This window comes from Clostridium thermosuccinogenes, assembly GCF_002896855.1.
GTDB lineage: Bacteria > Bacillota > Clostridia > Acetivibrionales > DSM-5807 > Pseudoclostridium > Pseudoclostridium thermosuccinogenes.
On the sequence record NZ_CP021850.1, the window covers coordinates 2,646,435 to 2,666,654 of the forward strand.

Annotated in this window: 19 protein-coding genes; 9 read left to right on the forward strand and 10 right to left on the reverse strand. The window is 40.6% G+C overall.

Annotated features, from left to right (window positions below):
* Positions 1–11 precede the first annotated feature (11 nt).
* The 3 genes from CDO33_RS11500 to CDO33_RS11510 all read right to left on the reverse strand — a co-directional run bounded on the left by CDO33_RS11500 (position 12) and on the right by CDO33_RS11510 (position 3,632).
* Complete coding sequence (locus CDO33_RS11500; RefSeq protein WP_242973813.1) at positions 12–578, reverse strand: class I SAM-dependent methyltransferase; 567 nt, start codon at positions 576–578, stop codon at positions 12–14.
* 387 nt (positions 579–965) lie between these two features.
* Positions 966–1,985, reverse strand: a complete 1,020-nt coding sequence (locus tag CDO33_RS11505; RefSeq protein ID WP_103080135.1) for a class I SAM-dependent methyltransferase — start codon at positions 1,983–1,985, stop codon at positions 966–968.
* A 408-nt stretch (positions 1,986–2,393) separates the two neighbouring features.
* Positions 2,394–3,632, reverse strand: coding sequence for a transposase (locus tag CDO33_RS11510; RefSeq protein ID WP_103083335.1), 1,239 nt, complete (start codon positions 3,630–3,632; stop codon positions 2,394–2,396).
* An 823-nt stretch (positions 3,633–4,455) separates the two neighbouring features.
* Here CDO33_RS11510 and CDO33_RS11515 point away from each other — a divergent pair.
* From CDO33_RS11515 to CDO33_RS11525, 3 genes are read left to right on the forward strand one after another with little or no spacing between them, the layout of a single operon-like run.
* Positions 4,456–4,827 carry a GntR family transcriptional regulator gene (locus tag CDO33_RS11515; protein WP_103083225.1) on the forward strand — a complete coding sequence of 124 codons (372 nt, stop codon included), beginning with the start codon at positions 4,456–4,458 and terminating at the stop codon, positions 4,825–4,827.
* Positions 4,824–5,522 (forward strand): ABC transporter ATP-binding protein, encoded by a 699-nt coding sequence (locus CDO33_RS11520; RefSeq protein ID WP_103083226.1) that lies wholly within the window; start codon positions 4,824–4,826, stop codon positions 5,520–5,522. The genes CDO33_RS11515 and CDO33_RS11520 overlap by 4 nt, the downstream gene beginning before the upstream one ends.
* Positions 5,516–6,301, forward strand: a complete 786-nt coding sequence (locus CDO33_RS11525) for a hypothetical protein (RefSeq protein WP_103083227.1) — start codon at positions 5,516–5,518, stop codon at positions 6,299–6,301. The genes CDO33_RS11520 and CDO33_RS11525 overlap by 7 nt, the downstream gene beginning before the upstream one ends.
* A 125-nt stretch (positions 6,302–6,426) precedes the next feature.
* Here CDO33_RS11525 and mnmA read toward each other — a convergent pair whose 3' ends face one another.
* The 3 genes from mnmA to ric form a co-directional block, all read right to left on the reverse strand.
* Positions 6,427–7,569, reverse strand: coding sequence for a tRNA 2-thiouridine(34) synthase MnmA (gene mnmA / locus CDO33_RS11530; protein WP_338053218.1), 1,143 nt, complete (start codon positions 7,567–7,569; stop codon positions 6,427–6,429).
* 237 nt (positions 7,570–7,806) lie between these two features.
* A complete protein-coding gene (locus tag CDO33_RS11535; RefSeq protein WP_103083228.1) occupies positions 7,807–8,298 on the reverse strand; it encodes a pyridoxamine 5'-phosphate oxidase family protein in 492 nt (163 codons plus the stop codon).
* A gap of 526 nt (positions 8,299–8,824) precedes the next feature.
* Entirely contained in the window at positions 8,825–9,556 is a 732-nt protein-coding gene (ric, locus tag CDO33_RS11540; RefSeq protein WP_242974808.1) for an iron-sulfur cluster repair di-iron protein, read from the reverse strand.
* Positions 9,557–9,686: 130 nt separating this feature from the next.
* On the opposite strand from ric, the gene CDO33_RS11545 reads away from it, so the two are divergent.
* The 3 genes from CDO33_RS11545 (at position 9,687) to CDO33_RS11555 (ending at position 12,462) form a co-directional block, all read left to right on the forward strand.
* The gene (locus CDO33_RS11545; protein ID WP_103083291.1) at positions 9,687–10,253 is read left to right on the forward strand and encodes a DUF6431 domain-containing protein; all 567 of its coding nucleotides are present in this window, start codon (positions 9,687–9,689) and stop codon (positions 10,251–10,253) included.
* Positions 10,254–10,331: 78 nt separating this feature from the next.
* Entirely contained in the window at positions 10,332–11,666 is a 1,335-nt protein-coding gene (locus CDO33_RS11550; RefSeq protein WP_103083290.1) for a DDE-type integrase/transposase/recombinase, read from the forward strand.
* Positions 11,659–12,462 carry an ExeA family protein gene (locus CDO33_RS11555; protein ID WP_103083289.1) on the forward strand — a complete coding sequence of 268 codons (804 nt, stop codon included), beginning with the start codon at positions 11,659–11,661 and terminating at the stop codon, positions 12,460–12,462. Before CDO33_RS11550 ends, CDO33_RS11555 begins: the two co-directional genes overlap by 8 nt.
* Before the next feature lie 252 nt (positions 12,463–12,714).
* On the opposite strand, the gene CDO33_RS11560 is transcribed toward CDO33_RS11555, so the two are convergent.
* The gene (locus tag CDO33_RS11560) at positions 12,715–13,428 is read right to left on the reverse strand and encodes a Crp/Fnr family transcriptional regulator (RefSeq protein WP_103082128.1); all 714 of its coding nucleotides are present in this window, start codon (positions 13,426–13,428) and stop codon (positions 12,715–12,717) included.
* Between the two features lie 434 nt (positions 13,429–13,862).
* Here CDO33_RS11560 and CDO33_RS11565 point away from each other — a divergent pair, with 434 nt between their 5' ends.
* Positions 13,863–14,786 carry a transposase gene (locus CDO33_RS11565; RefSeq protein ID WP_103089471.1) on the forward strand — a complete coding sequence of 308 codons (924 nt, stop codon included), beginning with the start codon at positions 13,863–13,865 and terminating at the stop codon, positions 14,784–14,786.
* A gap of 275 nt (positions 14,787–15,061) precedes the next feature.
* Here the strand turns inward: CDO33_RS11565 and CDO33_RS11570 are convergent, their stop codons facing one another.
* The 3 genes from CDO33_RS11570 to CDO33_RS11580 all read right to left on the reverse strand — a co-directional run bounded on the left by CDO33_RS11570 (position 15,062) and on the right by CDO33_RS11580 (position 17,179).
* On the reverse strand, positions 15,062–15,634 hold the full coding sequence (locus CDO33_RS11570) for a chromate transporter (protein ID WP_103082126.1): 573 nt from the start codon (positions 15,632–15,634) through the stop codon (positions 15,062–15,064).
* A gap of 2 nt (positions 15,635–15,636) precedes the next feature.
* Entirely contained in the window at positions 15,637–16,209 is a 573-nt protein-coding gene (locus CDO33_RS11575) for a chromate transporter (RefSeq protein WP_103082125.1), read from the reverse strand.
* 484 nt (positions 16,210–16,693) lie between these two features.
* The gene (locus CDO33_RS11580) at positions 16,694–17,179 is read right to left on the reverse strand and encodes a metal-dependent transcriptional regulator (RefSeq protein WP_103082124.1); all 486 of its coding nucleotides are present in this window, start codon (positions 17,177–17,179) and stop codon (positions 16,694–16,696) included.
* A gap of 215 nt (positions 17,180–17,394) precedes the next feature.
* On the opposite strand from CDO33_RS11580, the gene CDO33_RS11585 reads away from it, so the two are divergent.
* On the forward strand, positions 17,395–17,634 hold the full coding sequence (locus CDO33_RS11585) for a FeoA family protein (RefSeq protein WP_103082123.1): 240 nt from the start codon (positions 17,395–17,397) through the stop codon (positions 17,632–17,634).
* Positions 17,635–17,744: 110 nt separating this feature from the next.
* Complete coding sequence (gene feoB / locus CDO33_RS11590) at positions 17,745–19,895, forward strand: ferrous iron transport protein B (protein WP_103082122.1); 2,151 nt, start codon at positions 17,745–17,747, stop codon at positions 19,893–19,895.
* The last annotated feature ends 325 nt before the right edge of the window (positions 19,896–20,220 follow it).

A 20,220-nucleotide genomic window follows, 5' to 3' on the forward strand; every position in this document is an offset into this window, starting at 1 on the left:
TGATTTAGATATCATGACTTGGATTTTTTTGCATAACTCAGGTTTCTTCTCTCCGCTTCAAAAACGAAATACCCATCTATTTCATGAACCCTTACGCCGCCAAAAATGGATATGAATTTGTTTTTATACCATTCCTTGCGCTTTGTCACCATGAGCATCCTGCCCCCGATTTTAAGACGGTTGAAGCCCTTCTCAATAAACTTTTTTGCCACGGCAAAATCCGTATGGTAAGGAGGATTGCTCAAAATTATATCAAACCCTGATTCCTGCAATGCTTCAAAGCCATCACTCTGCATGATATGAACATCTCCCACCCCGTTCCTTTCGGCATTCTTCTTTGAATACAATACCGCTTCCGGGTCAATGTCCACCATATAAACACCGCTGGCTCCGATCAATCGAGCGGCGGTTATTCCCACAACTCCATAGCCGCACCCTAAATCCAAAATCTTCTGTCCCGGTTCAAATTCAACGCATGAAAGCATGGCTAATGTCCCGGTGTCGATTTTGCTTGGTGAAAAACAGTTTTGCGAAGTTTCAAGCTCCAGATCAATCCCCTTTATGTTTGCTCTAATCAACACTTCACCTCTAGTCCTTTCCGAAGCAATAATTGTTTATTTTCTGGACACAAGTCATAACTAAGTTATATAGCATAGTATAACACAGTTTTATATAGCTTACACAGTTGATATATATTATAGCACAACCGGCCCTTTCTCGAACAACAATGTATTTATGCTTTTGGGAACTATGTAATTTAATTGCTGTACCAGCTGATATTTTAATCCTTTCACCAAACAATGCATTGGCAGAGTTCTGAGAATGTAAGGCAGATTTTGCCCACATTCCTTCTATTATTCGAATCAAATAGTCCATGTGAATTAAATATATAGTCAAAAGCGGCTTACCCTGCGAAGTAAGCCGCTTTTGAAAAACTATAATTACTTAAACAAGCCTAAAAAATACTATTTTATTGCCAGTATCATAGGATCATCATCTTCCGGCGCTTGCAACTCGCATACCCATGGAGCCACAGCACCTATGCGTTCATAAGCCTCCGACAAATCCATATTGCGTTCTTCAGGAGTTAAAGCATCATACATCGCAGCTGCCACTGAACCGGCGTCATGTGTCGGTTTAACCTGGGAAAAACCTGCTTCCTTCAACCACTGAATCCATGTTTTGCAGGATGGATGCATTAATGTGTAAGAGAAAATTGCTTTCACATAAGGTTTGAGTTCCTCCAGTTTAGCAAGCGTCAGAGCAGAAAAACCCATTTCATCCACAATGCCTGATTTTTGCTTAAGTTGTGCCTTTGATACGGATAAATCAATTTTGTAATACGCCACTTTTTCCCCAGGGATATCCCGTAAAAAAACTACCATTGAACAGTTGTTATCCTTTGTTTCAAAAATCCATACATCCCTTTCCTGCCCATTTTTATATCTGCTCAGCCCTTCGTAGCACATGCGCAGACGCCCTCCCGGTTTTAAAACCCGATAAAACTCAGACAAAATCTCTTTTGGGTTTGGGCATTGCTCAACCGAAGAGGCAGCCACCACTCCATCAAAGGACTCATCGGGAAACGGCAATGGGCTTCCGGCTTGATAATGAACGAAAGACGCATTGCTAATGTTCATCCGGAGGGCATTTTCCCTGCATGTCATGATTCTTTTTTTCGACGAATCCACACCCACCACTTCAGCAACAAAAGGTGATAAAACCAACGAAGGCCAGCCGTCACCAGGCCCAAAGTCCAGCACTTTTCCTCCGGATATTTTTGCTGCATGAAGAAAGTCCTGTGTTCGTCCAACATCCACCCAATGGCTTAACTGCTGAGGATCAAAGGGTTGATATACAACCGGTAAAGAATAACAGGAGTGTGACTCCATATCATCATACAAAACCTGTGAGTCCGATTGAGTTACATTTTGCTCGGCAATCCATGTCAAAAAGTCATTGGTCTGAATATTTTGCATATCCATGATATACACTCTCCCTCGATTTAGATTTTGGTCCAAGTTATTGCTGTAAATATGTCTGAGTAGGTTTGTCTCATTTTTTGTGTAAAACCGTCAGACAGCATACACTTATTAGATTTACTGCTTTGCTGCTGCAAAATCTCATTTTACTATTGATGATTCCATTTTATGGTGAGTATAATCTAAAAAGCAAGAGACTATATATTTATAAAAAATTTGACCACTATAGGTTATAAATATGAGGAAAAATTAACTCTGCTTTTTATTATGCTGACTAAATGTTTATAATGGTGAATAAATTATATTATTTGCCGGAAGGCTTGCTTTCATCGAAATGCAGTAAATAGGATTATAAAATACTTCTATTACAGTACTTACGCAAAACAAAATGATCCTTGAAAAATAAAGATTTCACGCACTTAATTTGTCCCAAATGGTTGTTGCGAGAGGATTTGAGACAGTATTTACCTCTTTACCTGTCCGGTCTTTGGATGTTACATTAATAATGTACACAATACCGTTGACTTTAACCTGGACAATGTCCTGCAGGAAGCTGATGGTTTCACCCATGGTATTCAAATTATTCTGTATCTGCAAAATCTGCACGAATACAGAAGTTATGAACACCAAGGAGAAGTGACCCTCAAGTTTTCTAATAGACCGGACTTGAACTTTTTCAAAGTTCAGAAACTGCTTGATGTCTCTGAAGAATACTTCAATGTCCCAACGGCAAAGGTATTTCTTGAGGATGTCTTGAGCAGCTACACCGGGCAAGTCAGTAATGATAAATCTGGTGTTTTGGATAGATGCGTTATAGCCGTTTTTGACTATTGCCATCATGGTGTTACCCACACCAGGTAAGATTACCGATAAAGCCTTGATGTAGAAGCCTGTACCGGGGTAGTACCTGTACTGTTTCTTGCTAAACAGCAGGCTTATGGTCTTAACGTTAAAGTTAACCCTGTTGTTGTACAGCACTTTGCGGTTATTCTTTATCATGCAGACATAGTGGTAACCGCACTCTGAGAGCTTTTGCAGGAGCTCTTTACAGGAATACCAGGTGTCGAATGTGACGTATTCGGCAGCCAAACCAAATTTGTGGGCGAAGGATATCATACGTATGGCTAGTTCAACCTTGGTATGATATTCTTCACACTTTTCTTCCGGTTTCCATATCCGAAACGCCACGGGGATTTTAATCCAACCATTAGACCATAGAAGGACTACAATGTGCATTCCCCAGACATACCGATTATTTGTGTGATCGTATACATAAGATGTCGGGAAAATGCTCTTGCCGAAAGGCTTCCTGATAATCACATCATCGATGATCAAATATCCAAGACCAGCCGTTTGTGACTGTATTGCCTGGATGAACAGGATCATGATATTTGTGTTATTAATAGAAAGCAACGGCAGCAGCCTTGTTATGGCATCATGGGATACCCAGTACAGCTTCTGCGCAATATATGTTGCTGTAGGATTATTAAACAGGATTATACCCATACATGCTGCAACGAAGACCAGTGTATACTTCTCAGGGAACAAAAACTTATCCAAATTGAACTTTCTCACCAGTTCAGTAATAATATCGTGAATGCCGTGCTTGGCAACGGTTATGTCGGAAATGCAATTTTTGGTAGACCTCATGGAACCCCTGCCAAAAGAATAGCATAATTCGAAAACTGGTGAATAGCTGTAATATATGGAAACCTCAATGCAACAACCTTTTAAGCTATATTCTGTTTTCAAAGTGCTGATATGACTTGTTTATGTTACTTTTGCGTAAGTACTATCTATTATATGCCTTACATGTACTTGCAACTACAGCAGGTTGATTAAGCACCGTCATGGGATGTTGAACTGCTGAAACTTTTTCTTCAATGAAACAGCAAAGCATTAGTTTATGCTATGTTGCTATGGCTTAAAAGGATGCGATTTGTAAAGAAATGTAATCCCCTTTCTGACATATTATTAAGAGAAAAAACGCTTCACTATAAATGAAAAGTGTAAATTGCAAAGGAGCGTCCCCTTATTTTTGATGTATTAATTAGTTTAGGAGCATTTATCTTTAAATGTATCTTTAAATGTAAGGTGCATCCTTATAATGATACGCCATTTTGTTTTCTGCTATAAAACAATGAAGAAGTTATTCGTTTAATGAAAAATATAAATCGTGAAGGAACGTCCCCAATTGTATCCTTTCTGACTAACATTTTATAGAGAACACTTCACTTTACACTTTAAATGAAAAGCACAAATCGAAAAAGAGCATCCCTAATTACCAATTACGGACATTAATCTGAGAATAAGCATTCTCTATAAAAAATGAAAGTGATAAAAAATGAAAGTGCAAATTGTGAAGGAGCGTCCCCTTTTATAAAAATTTTTGATAACCCTATTGCATTTTTGGCTGTATTATTGTATTATTGTATTAATCACTTAATACAATAATACATAAAGGAGTGATGAGATGCAATGGAATATTGACTCGGAAAGGCCGGTTTATATACAGCTGTTAGAACTAATACAGGCTAACATCATTTCAGGTAATTTCAAGCCTGGAGATAAGCTGCCCTCGGTACGGGATCTCGCAGCCGAGGCGGGAGTTAATCCAAATACCATGCAAAGGGCATTGACCGAACTCGAGCGCATGGAGCTTATATATACCAACCGGACCAGCGGAAGATACATTACTTCAGACATAGGAGTCATAAAAAAGCTAAAGGAGAGATCGGCTATGAACATTATCGAGGAGTTTTTAGATAAGATGAAAAAGATTGGCTTTAATGAAGATGAAATTTTAGAACTCTTGACCAAAGCTTTAAAGGAGATGAGAAAATGAATCCCATTTTAGAATGCAAATCATTGACAAAGAGATATTCTGGCTTTACAGCCCTTTCCAATGTGGACTTAACTCTGGAAAGAGGCAGGATTGTCGGATTGCTGGGCCCAAACGGCAGCGGAAAAACCACATTGATTAAATTGATTAACGGCCTCCTGGTACCAGAAAGCGGAAGCATCCGTATTGCAGGCATGGAGCCGGGAGTTGAAACAAAAAAGATAGTGTCTTATCTTCCTGAAAAAACTTATTTGGCGGATTGGATGCAGGTTTCCCAGGTGATAGAATTTTTTCAGGACTTTTATGAGAACTTTGACTCTAAAAAAGCATATGCAATGCTAAGCGATCTGCGCATTGACCCCAAAAAGCGTTTGAAAACCTTGTCCAAAGGAACAAAGGAAAAGGTACAGCTAATCCTGGTCATGAGCCGCAAGGCAGATTTATATTGCCTTGATGAGCCCATAGGAGGTGTAGACCCAGCAGCGAGGGATTATATTCTCAATACCATCATTACTAATTACAACGAAAATGCGACGGTCTTAATATCTACACACCTTATTTCGGATATAGAAAAAGTGTTGGATGAGGTTATATTTATCAAAGATGGAACTGTAACTCTTCATTCCTCCGTTGATGATATAAGGTTAAAAGAAGGGAAATCAGTTGATTCGCTATTCAGGGAGGTATTCAAATGTTAAGAAAATTAATGAAGCATGAATTAAAAGCAACAGCAAGAATATTAGTTCCCTTATGCCTGGTACTTTTATTTATATCAGTTGTTAACCGGTTTATGTATAAAGTAGGCCCCAAAGAAGGAATCTTCATGTTCATAAACGGATTTATGTTCGTTTTCCAAATTTTTCTTATCTTTGCGGTTTTAGCTTCTACGATAATATTTATGATCACGAGATTCTATAAAAACCTACTAAGCGATGAAGGGTATCTTATGTTTACTCTGCCGGTAAAGTCCCATCATTTGATAACCTCAAAGCTTACAGTCGCGGTGATGTGGACCATAACCAGCATAATAGTACTTTTATCATCCTTACTCATAGCATTTGCCACGCCTGAAAGCGTTAATAACTTCATCAATGGGTTTAAATCAAACTTTGCAGAATTAGTAATTGCTTTTGATGGAAACTGGACGCTGTTATGGATCGAGCTGATATCTCTTATTCTTCTAAGTATTGTTGCAAACATACTGATGGTCTATGTTTCCATTTCCGTAGGCCAGTTATTTACCAAGCACAAGATCATAGGCTCTTTTGTATCCTATGTGATATTTTACAATGCGATTCAATTTCTTTTGTTGATTCTTTTGGCGATTTTCAGTTATACCTATTCCGGCAGCATCGATTTCACCCATGCGCTTCCCCGGGGAATCTTCCCGATCAGCATATCGGTTCTTCTTGTTGAGAGCATTGCTTTCTACGTGATCACCAACTATATGCTTAAAAGAAAACTGAATTTGGACTAATTGAAAGGACACATGACTATTATTGCAATGCTAAAGAGCAGAAAATGTGTCTTACGGAGTAAAATTAACAGGACATACCTTAGCATGAAGCAAAGCTTTATGCCAAAGGTATGTCCTTTGTTAAATTATCTCTGCTCATCCTTCAGTACCGTTTCAATGACTCCTCCACCCAGGCAAATCTCATTTTGATAGAAAACAACAAATTGCCCTGGAGTAATTGATCTTTGCGGCTTTTTAAACACTACCCTGCATCTGTTATGTTCAATTAGACGTACGCTGACCTCCTGATCCGGCTGTCTGTATCTGAATTTTGCAGTACATTCAAAGTTTTCTTCAGGAGATTTTCCACTGACCCAGTGAACATCGCATGCTTCCAGCCCATATGAATATAATGCCGGATTATCCTCACCCTGTGCAACATATAAAATATTATTCTTGATGTCCTTATCGGCTACAAACCACGGTTTTCCTTCATGGGTACCCCCAATTCCCAATCCTTTCCTTTGTCCGTAGGTATAGAACATGAGCCCCTCATGCTTTCCCAGGAGTTCACCGGAGATGGATCGGATTTCACCTGGTTGAGCCGGTAAATAGGATTTTAGAAACTCTTTAAAATTCCTCTCCCCTATAAAGCAAATGCCTGTACTGTCCTTTTTTTCCGCAGTATGCAAACCGGCACTGCGTGCAATTTCCCTCACTTCTTTTTTGTACATGCCGCCAAGGGGAAACATGGATTTGGAAAGCTGTTTCTGACCTAGTGTGCAAAGAAAGTAGGACTGATCCTTGCTCGGGTCAATTCCTTTTAGCAGTCTGAATTCACCATCACAATAATCTACCCGGGCATAATGGCCTGTCGCGAGGTAATCAGCTCCTATTTTTAAAGCATAGTCAAGAAAGGCTTTAAATTTAATTTCTTTATTGCACATCACATCCGGGTTTGGAGTGCGCCCTTTTTTATATTCATCCAGAAAATAAGTAAATACCCTGTCCCAGTATTCCTTTTCAAAGTTAACAGTGTAGTAGGGGATGCCAATTTGATCACAAACCCTTCTAACATCGGCATAATCTTCTTCAGAGGTACATATCCCATACTCGTCCTTTTCTTCCCAGTTCTTCATGAAGACGCCTATTACATCATATCCCTGCTTTTTTAAAAGATAGGCAGCTACAGATGAGTCTACCCCTCCGGACATACCCACTACTACCTTTATATTCTTGTTCATTTCATATCCCATTCTGTTTCCGAAAATGTCTTTTTTATAACCCATCTATAACAGGTATTTTTGTCATTCTTATTGGTTATAAGAATCCTTATGCAAAATAAGGCATAGGTTATAATCAAGCTTTGCAAGCTACACAAATGCAAGTATTATTCTGAAATCAGGCATATTATCAGTAATTGCAAATTGTTAAACTTCATCGCCAACTCTTAAGGACAGCAATCCTAGTATTTTGCGATCCAGGCTTTATCTTTTAAATAGCTTTATGAAAGAATTCCCGTGCTTTTATACCAAGGCTGGAATCCGGTCCTCTTTGACCATGACCTGATTGCCTTTCAGTATCTGCTTGGTTCTGTCCCCTTCCTCCAGGGAATTTAAATATACGATCTCTTCAGGAACGATCTTTATTGCATTCAGCCGTCCTTTTTCATTATTAATCAGCCATGGCTCTTGACAGTATCTGCTTGCTTCATCGAGCAATTGACTGTCTTCAAGGCTTGTGATAGCTTTGCCAAAAATTTGTACTCCCTTGATTTTGCGATAGTTGATGTACTCTGTATTTACCAAAAGGCATACATTGGGATTCTGCCTTATGGCTTTAAATTTCTCGCCACCGGCCGATAAAATGTAAATATTCAGGCCATCTCCCAAGAAATATTGCACCGGACTGCTGCGCGGCATATTGTTCATGCATGTGGCTAAAGATCCATCTTTGTGTTCTTTTAGAAAGCTTATGATCTCTTCTTTTAATTCTTCAGGTGAATATTGCTTGTTCATTCTGTTCCTCCTAAACAACTTGCAGCTTTTTTGGATACATTCTTGGTTTTTGGTTTTATTGCTTATATAGTATTTCCATTATTGCTCTGCAGTATTAATCCCAAACATAGGGACGCTCCTTCTTTTATTACATTTTGCAAAAGTTATACCGAGTTGGATTTTTCATATATCAAAAGATGAAATTGGAACGATTTCATGGTTGTATGTCTGATATCTTTATTTGAAAAGATGATATTTATAAAGGAGCTTCCCATTTTTAAAGGGACGCTCTTTTTGTTATTTCATTTTATGAAAAGTATATTGTGTTAAGTTTTTTATTATTAAAACACATTTATACCGACCTTCCAGCTGCCCGTCTGATTTCTTTCCAGTATAGGTAAAAGTTGCAATTTATAAAGGAGCGTCCCCTATTACGCTCCTTTTTTATTCATTCTATAAAAGTATGCTGTGTTAAGTTATTTTTTATCAAAAGGTGCAATTATGCCGACTCTTCTGCTTGTATATCAGATATTTTTCTAAAAAACTGTTATTTATACAGGACTGTCCCCTGCTTTTTAAACAGAATGTTATTTTCAAGGTGGATGTGCTGGAACAAATCAGCCTCAAGCTCCTGCAACTTGTCAAAAGTCCTGTGGTAAGTGCCGCATCCATCTTCAGGCACTTTATAATCTTCCGTTATTTCTCTTAACTCTTTTAGAATGTCCCCTGCCCCATCATGCTCGTCTTCCGTCTCTTTCATTACCGATATGATTTGGTTATAGAGCTCTTCGGAAGGCTTTGCATAATACTCTTTCATCAATGGGAACAGAACTACTTCTTCTTTTATGAGGTGCTGTTCCAACTCGGTTTTCAAACTATGGAACAGCTTGTGAACCTTGAAAAGAATGTTGTGGTTTGCACCATGAACCCTCAATATTGTAGCTGTCAAATCGCTGATCTCAGGAAGATTAATGTTTAAATAACTATGATGAGTATTTACAATGTAGTCTATCAATTCAACCGAAGACATTTTCCTAAAATCCGTTTGGTCATTATGCTTTATTGCTTCCTCATAAGCTTCATTAAGCTGGCTCAATATTTCAACTTCGCTTAGGCTGCTTTCCAAAATAGCTTCTGATAGCGGTCTGTACCCTCCGCAACAGAAATCAATTTTATACTTCTTAAAAATCTCACTTGCCTTTGGCAATATAGATACGATTTCACCAATTTTCTGTGATGCATTGTTTCTGCCCCGGATAAATGTCCCGGAGTTGCTCAAGTTGCGTGACCGTTTGCACGTATGCTAATATCTTCCTGGAAGAAAAAAAGGAGGATATGATAAGAGCTTTGAATATATATGTTAAGTGTTCCAGCACCTAACCCTCAAAGCCCTTTAACACATTTGTAATATGATAATAGCATATCTGGGGCGGAATGTTAAGGAGTATCGCAGAAATTGTTTAAAATTTTTGGAAAGGCTGGAGTTGATATGCCCGAAATGCGGCGGGAAAACAACCTTTCATGACAGATATGCACGTCATGTGCATATGGGCGAGGAAATTGAATGGATTAACATATTCCGTGTAATCTGTAGCAAGTGTGGGAAGACACATGCAATCATACCGGATTTCATCAGGCCGTATAAGCATTACTCGGCTTGTGATAGCGAGCTGGTCCTTCGGGACCAGGAGGACGGTATACCTCTTGAGGAGATTGAGACTGCCGCCAGCATATCCACATTAAGGCGGTGGGTAGAAGAATTCAGGCAACGGGGGCGGCAAGCTGCAGGAGCATTAAGAGCTATACTGTACAGGTATTATGGCAAGTTTGTCAATGAGCTGGAGATGATAGAAACAAAGGTATTCCACATGATTGAGCGGCTGCTTGGGTTACTGCCGCAGATAGAAAGCAGCCATCTTGCCATAGGTGAAACGAATATGTGGCTAACAAATCATCTGGCAGGAGTATTTGTATAGAAAATTCCCACATAGTTTGCGTAGCTGTCCGGAGTTCCCTTCTGATAGGCTTTAGGAAAAAGCACAGGAGGGATCGAAATGATAAACAATGAAGTATTGGAAAAAGCATTAAAGAAACATGAGATCATATCGCCGCTATTGCAGCCGGATCTGGATGAGGCGGAAAAGCGGAGAATACGGCAGGAGATACTTGAGAGGGAAGGAATTTCGGAAAGGACACTTCGGAGGTATCTTGCAGCGTACCGGGAGAATGGTTACGAAGGGCTATTACCAAAGATACGAAAAGATACAGGGCAACAAAGAGCGATATCTCAGGAAATATTAGATCGGGCAATCGAAATAAAACAGGAACTGCCGGAGAGAAGTGTCAGGAGGATCATAAAGATCCTTGAAGGCGAAGGGATTGTCAAAAAAGGAAGTGTCTCCAGAAGCACCTTGTCCAGGCATCTTTTGAAGATGGGCTTTGGTGCAAAAGACTTCAGAAATGTTCGTATAGAAGGAACGACAGCCCGCCGGTTCGTCAAAAACGGAAGGAACACATTGTGGCAGGCAGATATCAAATACGGTCCGTACATACCGACTGCCGACGGCGGTAAGAAACGGACATACATGGTGGCATTTATTGACGATGCGACGAGGCTGGTGTGTCATGCAGAATTTTACGACAATCAGAGGCTTCCGATATTGGAAGACAGTTTTCGCAAGGCAATATTGAAATACGGCAAGCCGGAGGCAGTATACGTTGACAATGGCAAGGTATTTATCTCGAAATGGTTCAGAGTAGCATGTGCAAAGCTGGGAATCCGTCACATGAACACAAAGGCGTATTCTCCGGAGAGCAAAGGCAAGATTGAGAGGTTCAATGCCACAGTTGAAGAGTTTTTCCAGGAGATATCGCTGGAGAAAGCAAAAAGCCTGGAGGAACTTAACCGCAAATTTCGGGTATGGCTGGATGAAGGGTACAACGGGAAGCCTCATAGCAGTTTAAAAGGGGTTTCTCCATCGCAGGCGTATGCAAGTGATCCAAAGAAGGTGCGGTTTGCAACTCCTGAAGAATGCCGGGACGCATTTTTATGGGAAGATACAAGGAAAGTTGACAACACAGGCTGTTTCAAGCTGCAAGGGATAGAATATGAAGCCGGAATCGAATACATAGGCAAAAAAGTGGATGTGCGGTATGATCCTTTTGATATGAGCCTTCTGGAGATATGGTACAATGGTGAGCGCCGAAAGACAGCAACCCCGCTGAAGGTTGGGGAATACTGCTCAAAGGTTGAAAAAACACCAGCAACGAAATCGGCGACTCATTCACGGCTATTAAAAATATATGAGAGCGAGAATGAAAAGAGGCAAAAACGGCAGACCGGAGCATTAACCTTCAGGAGCATGAAGGGCGGTGACAGAAATGTTTGAGCAGTACTACAACTTTCTGCACACGCCGTTCACCCGGGATATACCGGAGAAGCATTTGTATAGCAATCCGGAGCTGGAAGAGGTCTGCAGCAGGCTTGAGTATGCGGCCCGGAACCGGTTGTTTGCAGTGATAACGGGAGATGTTGGTACAGGAAAGACCACAGCCATAAGGAAGTTTGTTGGGGCGCTGGACAGCAACCGGTACAAGGTAATGTACATAAGCGATTCGGCGTTGACACCGAGGAATTTTTACTGGGAAGTATTGAACCAGCTGGGATGTGAAGCGAAATTCTACAGGAGCGATGCAAAACGACAACTAACGAGAGAGATCAGCAACCTGATTGAAATACAGAGACGTATTCCTATAATCATCACAGATGAGGCACACCTACTTTCAAGGGAGATGCTGGAGGAAATCCGGTTTTTACTAAACTTCAGGATGGATTCGTATAACCCAATGAGTTTAATCCTGGTAGGCCAGAGTGAGTTGAAGGACATCCTGAAGAAGCAGATATATGAGGCAATATGCCAGCGAATAGATATCCGATATCATATGATGCCATATGATCGGCAAAGAACCGGTGAATACATAAGAAAGCACCTGGAGTATGCAGGAGAAAGCCGGGAGATATTTACGGATATGGCGGTAGACGAGATATATGAATATTCTCATGGAGTACCGCGAAAAATCAACCGGGCGTGTACAGCTTGCCTTTTACATGGGGCACAGGTACAGAAAAAAATCATAGACGATCATGTGGTAAGGCTTATTGTTGAGGAAGAATTGAACTGGTAGTTAATATGCCCTGTCCGTATACATCTGCGGACAGGGCTAATGAGCAAAACTAGCGGTCAAAAAGAATGAGCAGATTGCGGTCAAAGAGGCCGAACAGCGACAATGCATTAAATACACCCATTTATATCCCTCTTTCTAATTATTTTTGATTGTTGCGTTAATCCATATATGTCTTTATCATTTATAATACTGCCTCAAATCCCTTGCCTGTTGTCAGCCTTTAGCACAATAAAGCTAAATTTTCTCAAGTTTCTATTGAATCTCCCTCTCCAGAGCTTCCTTATCCAGGATAATAACCTTTTTATTCCCTATCACCCTGATAACACCTTCGTCCTGCAGCCTACTCATTTTTCTACTGACAGTCTCTCTGGCCACCCCAATATAACTGGCTATACCCTCACGGCTCAATGGCAGTTCCACAAGTGTACCCTTGGCATGATGTTTACCGTATTTGTCTAGAAACTCCAGTAGTACTGAGCTTACTCTTGCCTCAATCTTTTTTGCACCCATATTCTCGATTGTGTTTTCAAGCCTTTCCAAACGATTGCATAGCTCACTCATAATCTTAAAGCTGATATCCGGATATTCTCTTAACAGCTGTTGAAAATCCTTTTTGTTTATGAGGCATATATGAGTTTCTTCCAAGGTTTCAACGTTATAGGTCGCTTTCTGTTGGGACAGAAGGTTCTTCTCTCCAAGGAAATCTCCCTCTGTAAAAATATAAAGTATTTGCTCCTTCCCCTCCTGAGTATCCTTGAAAGCTTTCACCTTTCCCTTATTTACAATGATCAGGCTTTCCGGGTTTGAACCTTCCATTATTATTAGTTCACCTTTGGAATATTTCTTTGTCGTTATGAGACTTGAAACCCAGCTCAGTTCATCATCATCCAGGGATGAAAATATGGGTACTCTGCGAGCACAAGACTGATGGTGGCAATGTTCACAGGAGTGTGTATGTTTACTCATGCTTTAATCATTCCTTTTTTGGTCCATATTTCCCACATTTATGAGAAATCAAAACACTTAAGTGTAAACATAGCAATGCGGTTAATATAAGTGTAATGCGTTAAGAAAACTTGAGAATATAACTGAACCTTCTTAAAACATTACCGTATTTAAGTAAAGCTTCTCACAAGAATACCCTCTTTATTCAATTTGCTATATTTTCCGCACACCCTCCCACTCCTGATGTTCATCGATTGTGATTTAATATTAAACCATTCCGGCTAACAAAACTGTGACTTGAGTCAAATTTTCAAAAAATGTTGGGGACGCTCCTTCATATAGAACATTTGTTTTATGCTTGTTGGGGCGTTTCTTTTTATAGAACGTTTGTTCTTTACAATTAATGTATTATATGGTATGATATATCCATAAATCGTATCCTGAGGTGGTTTATCATGCCAAGAGCGGCCAGGAAGAAATCTGAAGAATCCATGTATCATGTGATGTCCAGGAGCATCAGTGAAGTGGATCTTTTCCAGTGTGATGAGGACAAGGACTATTATTTGTCGCTGCTTAAGCGCTATAAAGAAAAGTACCACTGCAAGATATATTGCTATGCCCTGATGAGCAACCATGTTCATATTTACATCAACCCATGCGGCTTTGACATTTCCACGTTCATGCGCTGTCTGAACAATGCTTATGTTGCTTATTTCAACAGGAAGTATGGCCGCCATGGACACCTTTTTCAGGGGCGCTTCGCCAGCACGATAGTGGACAATGATACTTACAGCCTTACCCTGTCGGCTTATATCCACAACAATCCTAAGGACTTGCCCGGATATGCCGGCAGGGAGGAATATTACCGCTATTCTTCCTATGGTATTTACGCAGGTCGCCGGAAGGACACCGACGGTATAGTGGATACGGAATTTATACTTAGTCACTTCGGAAGGGATAAAAAGACTGCACAGCAGAAGTACAAGGCGTTTGCAGAATCCATGAAAGAAACAGGCATAATGAAGGAAGTGGATAATAGTATAATGAAAGCTTACACTGAAAATGTGTACAGCAGCGAGAGACAGTACATAGTGAGAACTAGAATACCAGACGAATTAATCTATAGGATGAGCAATCTATTAGGAATGAAAGTAGTTGAGGAATTAAGAGCGAAATACAACAGGAAGGCAAGCAAAATCAGAGCTTTCACTGCTTACATAATGAGAACAATATGTGGTTATACCTACGCAAGTATCTGCCAGTACATAGGTAATATGTCGATGTCCGGCATATCAAGACTTACCAATGAAGGATTCCGGTTAATAAAAGAAGATGTGAGGTACCGGAATACATTCAATTCTTTAATTCAGGCTGGTTAAAGATTAGGCGAATCAATTGCTTCTGATCATAGAATTTCCAATCGACATTCCTATTTCAAGGAATTGCTTATTCTTTCATTGCTCAAATAGGTTTGGAACCTTTATGCTAAGTTAAGCCAGCAAGGCTTTAATCTATGCTATAAATTCCCATTTAGTCTTACTTTTACTGATTATATTTACTGATTATAAAACAAACAGGAACGTCCCCTATTTTTCAAAATAGAAAGAAACGTACCCTACATTTTTGCTAACTGCAAAATGGGAAGGAGCGTCCCCTACATTCCTCCCCATATTGCGCCTACAATACCGGCAATCACAGTCAGCAGAATGGGATTTACATCAAAGCGGATGTTTAAAACAGCAGTGATGATGAAAACAGCGGCTAAAAATATCGATACGGTTCCCAGCGGGTTGGTAAACAATGTGGAAAGACTGGCGCCTGGCTTCAGCAATATTCCCGAAGCAATTGTTATGGCAGCTGCAGCAATCAAGCCTACCGCAGCTGGCTTAATGCCTGAGAGGAAAGCTCCCATCAGCTTGTTCTCGCGGTAACGGGTAATAAAGCGCATTACGAGTGTTATTAAAATAAACGAAGGAAACGATACACCGATGGTAGCCGCCAGCGCACCCCAAAAGCCCGCATGCAGGTAACCGACATAAGTGGCGGCATTTATAGCAATAGGCCCAGGCACTATCAAATCCAGCGCATTCAAGTCTGCCAGCTGCTGGGCACTTATGGAAAACTGCTCCGATGATTCGGTCATTATCATCGACAGCATGGTATAACCGCCGCCGAAGCCTAATATTCCAATCTTGAAAAACACATAAAACAGCTTAAGATATTCCATAATTATTGAGCTTCCTCCTCTTTTTTACGTGCTTTAACCCGCTGATAGACATATCCTGCAATACCAGCCAGCAAGATGACCACCGGAGCACTGATATCAGCAAAGACTACCAAAACCAACGCAGCAAGCATCACAACTACGGCAAAATTATTTTTAATATTGTGACGTCCCAGTGAAAAAGCAGCAGATAATACCATCGCAGCCGATGCTGCCCTGATGCATTGAAAGGCTCCTTCAATCGCACCTTTCATAGGTATGAGCTGCAACATAATGGTTGCTAGCACCATGATGACAAATGCAGAAAATGTCGAGCCAACTGCCGCAACTATCATGCCGAGATTGCCTGCTGCGCGCTTGCCAACAAAACACGCGCAGTTGAGCGCTATTACCCCCGGCAGGGTTTGGGCCAGAGTCGCATATTCCATAAAGTCTTCTTTTGACATCAGATTATACTTTTCCACTACATCCTTTTCGATTACAGGCAGCATTGCCAGGCCGCCTGCAAAAGTAAATGTGCCAGCCTTGAAAAAGATTGTAAATAATGCCCAAAAGGTTTTGAAACTGTATTTTTTCATAATATCATTCCTTTTTTACACTGTACCTTATGTAATAAATTGCTACTACCGATGAAACCTCAATTTGCAATCTTAACTGCATCTTCACGTAGTTTAACATATGGTTGCTGCAATCTTCAACCCCCTTGGTAAAAAAATCACAACTTCTGCTAAATATCCTATGCTTTTTATTTTATATATTCAAAAAGCTGCCTATGCAATTTAAAATAATCCGTGAAAGATAGCTATTGGCTTTTTCCTTTTACCTATATCATTGCTCCTTACAGATAAAAATGAATCATCAATAGGAAAAGTATAAAATCACACAAAACTTGCAACCTCACCGAGAGAAGCATTCGGAGAATTAATAGGCTTCCAGACAGAATAAGCCTTTATATGAAATGAGTTCAGAATAACAGATGCACTAAAATGCGCAGAAAGGGACACAAACCACCACTATCAAACAACCGGTTTCCAACCTGTATAACACACCACAGAAAAGGCTTCACTGAACGGAAGATGCCATCGAATTCTTATATTCTCTGAATTTATCAGTTATTTCCTTGTTATCTGCAAAAAAGCTATTGAGGATTTTTATATTTTCCAACGTACTGGAATTTATGCTATGCTCAATCAACTCTGTTTGAACCAACACATCCTCTTCGCATCCTATAAACCTTAAAAACTCTTCTATTGTGCTGTGGCGTTCAAGAAGAAACTTTCCTATCTCCCTGCCGCTATCGCTTAAGACAATAATCCCATACTTCTCATAGTTTAGCAACCCCAGATCTCCCAGCTTCTTCACCATTTTGGACGCCGAAGAAGCCTTGACATTCAGCAGCTCAGCAAGCTTGTTAATGCGAAGATAGCCATTCTCAAGGCTGCTTCTGTAGATCATCTCCAGATAATCCTCCAGAGCAGGAGTAAGCTGTTCATTATTTTGCAGAAGCAGTTGATATCCTCGTACCGTATGAAATTCTCTGTTATCCATGCACATCATCCTTTAAACTATGCAATTTTTCGATTTGTTTAATTTATATGCGTAACACATAAATTATATTTTTCATATGTTAGTGTAGGGAAAAAATCTTGCTCCCAGCTAATAGTGAATAAATAAAAAATATACATAAATCCATGGATGGCGTATCACAAGATGTGAATCGACGCTGTCAGAGAGCAAAATGGACTTGTTAAGGGGGTTTTAACATGGAAAACAAACTTATACCACTGAATCTTGTACCTTTAGGTAAAAAGGCAAAAGTAAAAGATCTTAAATCTGACGGATCGGTGCGTAGAAGAATGCTGGATTTAGGATTGATCACCGATACCGTGGTGGAAGCGCTGCAGAGAAGCCCTTCGGGAGATCCCGTCGCTTACTATATTCGTGGTGCTGTCATTGCATTGCGTTCCGAAGATGCATCAAAAATTATTGTTGAAGCTCTTTAGGTTCCATCCCTTTTTACTAATAATGTTAAATTGCCATAATCGGGCAAAGTGTGCCCGTTTGTGGTTTATATATCAACTCAACATGCTAAAAAAATCAAGGAGGTTTTTTAATGGGTCTGACAAACCAATCAACAGGAGTCCGCCTGTTGGAAACTGAGCTTAAAATCGTGCGTTCCAGCCCTGATGATAAAGTAATCGCCCTTGCCGGAAACCCCAACGTGGGTAAAAGTACGGTTTTTAACAGTTTAACAGGGTTGAACCAGCATACCGGCAACTGGCCGGGCAAAACAGTCACTAATGCACAGGGCAGACATAGACACAAAGATAAGAACTTTATTTTGGTGGACATACCGGGTACTTATTCCCTCATGGCAAATTCTGTGGAGGAAGAAGTTGCGAGAGATTTTATCTGCTTTGGCAATGCAGATGCGATCGTTGTCGTGACCGATGCCACTTGTTTGGAGAGAAATTTAAATCTTGTTCTGCAAACCCTGGAAATCACTGATAAAGTTGTTGTCTGTGTCAACCTTATAGATGAGGCAAAAAGGAAAAAAATAAACGTCAATTGCAGTGAACTGTCCAAAATTCTCGGCATACCTGTAGTTCCGACAATTGCAAGGAACTATTTGGGACTCAATGAGCTAATGGATGCGGTCTACGATATAGCCGATAACCGTACTGTCACAAATCCTGTTAAAATTATATATGATGAACCAATCGAAAAAGCAATAGAAATGATCCAGCCGGAAGTGTTGAAAACTCTTGGAGGCAGAATCAACAGCCGCTGGGTGGCATTGAGGCTTTTAGAAAATGATCCCAGCCTTTTAAGATCATTGGATAAGTACTTGGGGTTCAACCTGGCAGATGACGGTGAACTTGTAAGACAGCTTGAATCTGCAAGAGATTATCTTACCGAAAAAGGCATCCCCACAGACCAACTGCGCGACAAAATTGTAACCAGGCTTGTGCGCATGGCAGAAGATATCAGCAGAAAAATAATCACTTTCGAAGGCAAGGTGTACGGCAATTTCGACAGGAAAATTGACAGAGTCCTTACTTCCAGGATTTTTGGCATTCCGATAATGCTCGGGCTCTTGGCATTAATATTCTGGATTACCATTGAAGGTGCTAATGTGCCTTCCGGTATGCTCGCTGACTTTCTTTTTAGTATAGAGGCCAAGCTCACGGAATTGTTTACACAGGCAGGTTCACCCCAATGGCTTCATGACATATTAGTCCTGGGCATGTACCGGACCCTCGCCTGGGTCGTTTCGGTCATGCTGCCTCCAATGGCCATTTTCTTTCCTTTGTTCACTCTTCTGGAAGACCTGGGGTACCTTCCAAGAGTAGCCTTCAACCTGGATAATTTCTTCAAAAGAGCATGTGCTCATGGAAAACAGGCATTAACCATGTGCATGGGGTTTGGATGCAATGCTGCGGGGGTTATAGGTTGTAGGATCATCAACTCACCAAGAGAGCGCCTCATTGCCATAATAACGAATGCCTTTGTGCCTTGTAATGGCCGTTTTCCGACACTTATAGCCTTAAGTACGATTTTTATAGGCGGTACGGCAGGTGGTGCTTTCAAATCCTTGTACTCCACCTTGGCTCTTACAGCAATAGTTCTTATAGGTATTTTCATGACACTGCTGGTATCCAGAATTCTATCCAAAACCATACTTAAAGGCTTACCGTCTTCCTTTACATTGGAGCTCCCACCCTACCGGAGGCCCCAGGTGGGCAGAATCATCGTTCGCTCCATCTTCGACAGGACACTTTTTGTTTTGGGCCGTGCAGTTGCCATCGCCGCTCCTGCAGGAATGGTTATATGGCTCATGGCCAATATAAATATAGGTGGAGCAAGCCTGCTGTCATACGCCGCGGGTTTCCTCGATCCCTTCGGAAAAATGATAGGAATGGACGGTTATATACTGATGGCCTTTATTCTCGGCCTACCGGCTAATGAAATCGTCATTCCTGTATTAATCATGAGTTATATGTCCTCCGGATCAATGCTGGAACTGGAAGAATTGGAGGATTTGCGCCGGGTGTTGGAAGCTAACGGTTGGACCTGGCTCACCGGAATATGTGTAATGCTATTTTCCCTCATGCACTTTCCCTGCGGTACCACCTTATGGACCATACGCAAGGAAACCCAAAGCATGAAATGGGCGCTCGCTTCCTTTGCCATACCAACCGCAGCCGGCATCATCATATGCTTTATCGTAGCAAACGCAGCCCGTATTTTGGGACTGGTATGATATTGGTCTTCTGGCTGAAGCCGGCAACATGAAAATAATTAATCCAGTTATCCTATTATCCGTAAGGATTTTAATGCAGCAAAGCCAATAATATGCTATGATGTGAAACCTTAAATAGATTATATTCGAACAGCTTTTAAAGCATTGCATAATGTGGTGCTGGTACAGAAAAATCACAGTTGACTAAGTTAACTATATATGCTATTTTATTCATATAAAGCAAACGAAAGGATGGTATTGATGTTGGTAAGCTCTGTTAAGGTGGTTTTCAACTAAATATAGTTGAAGGGGTATAATTTGAAACAGGCAAATATCCTGTGTGTTT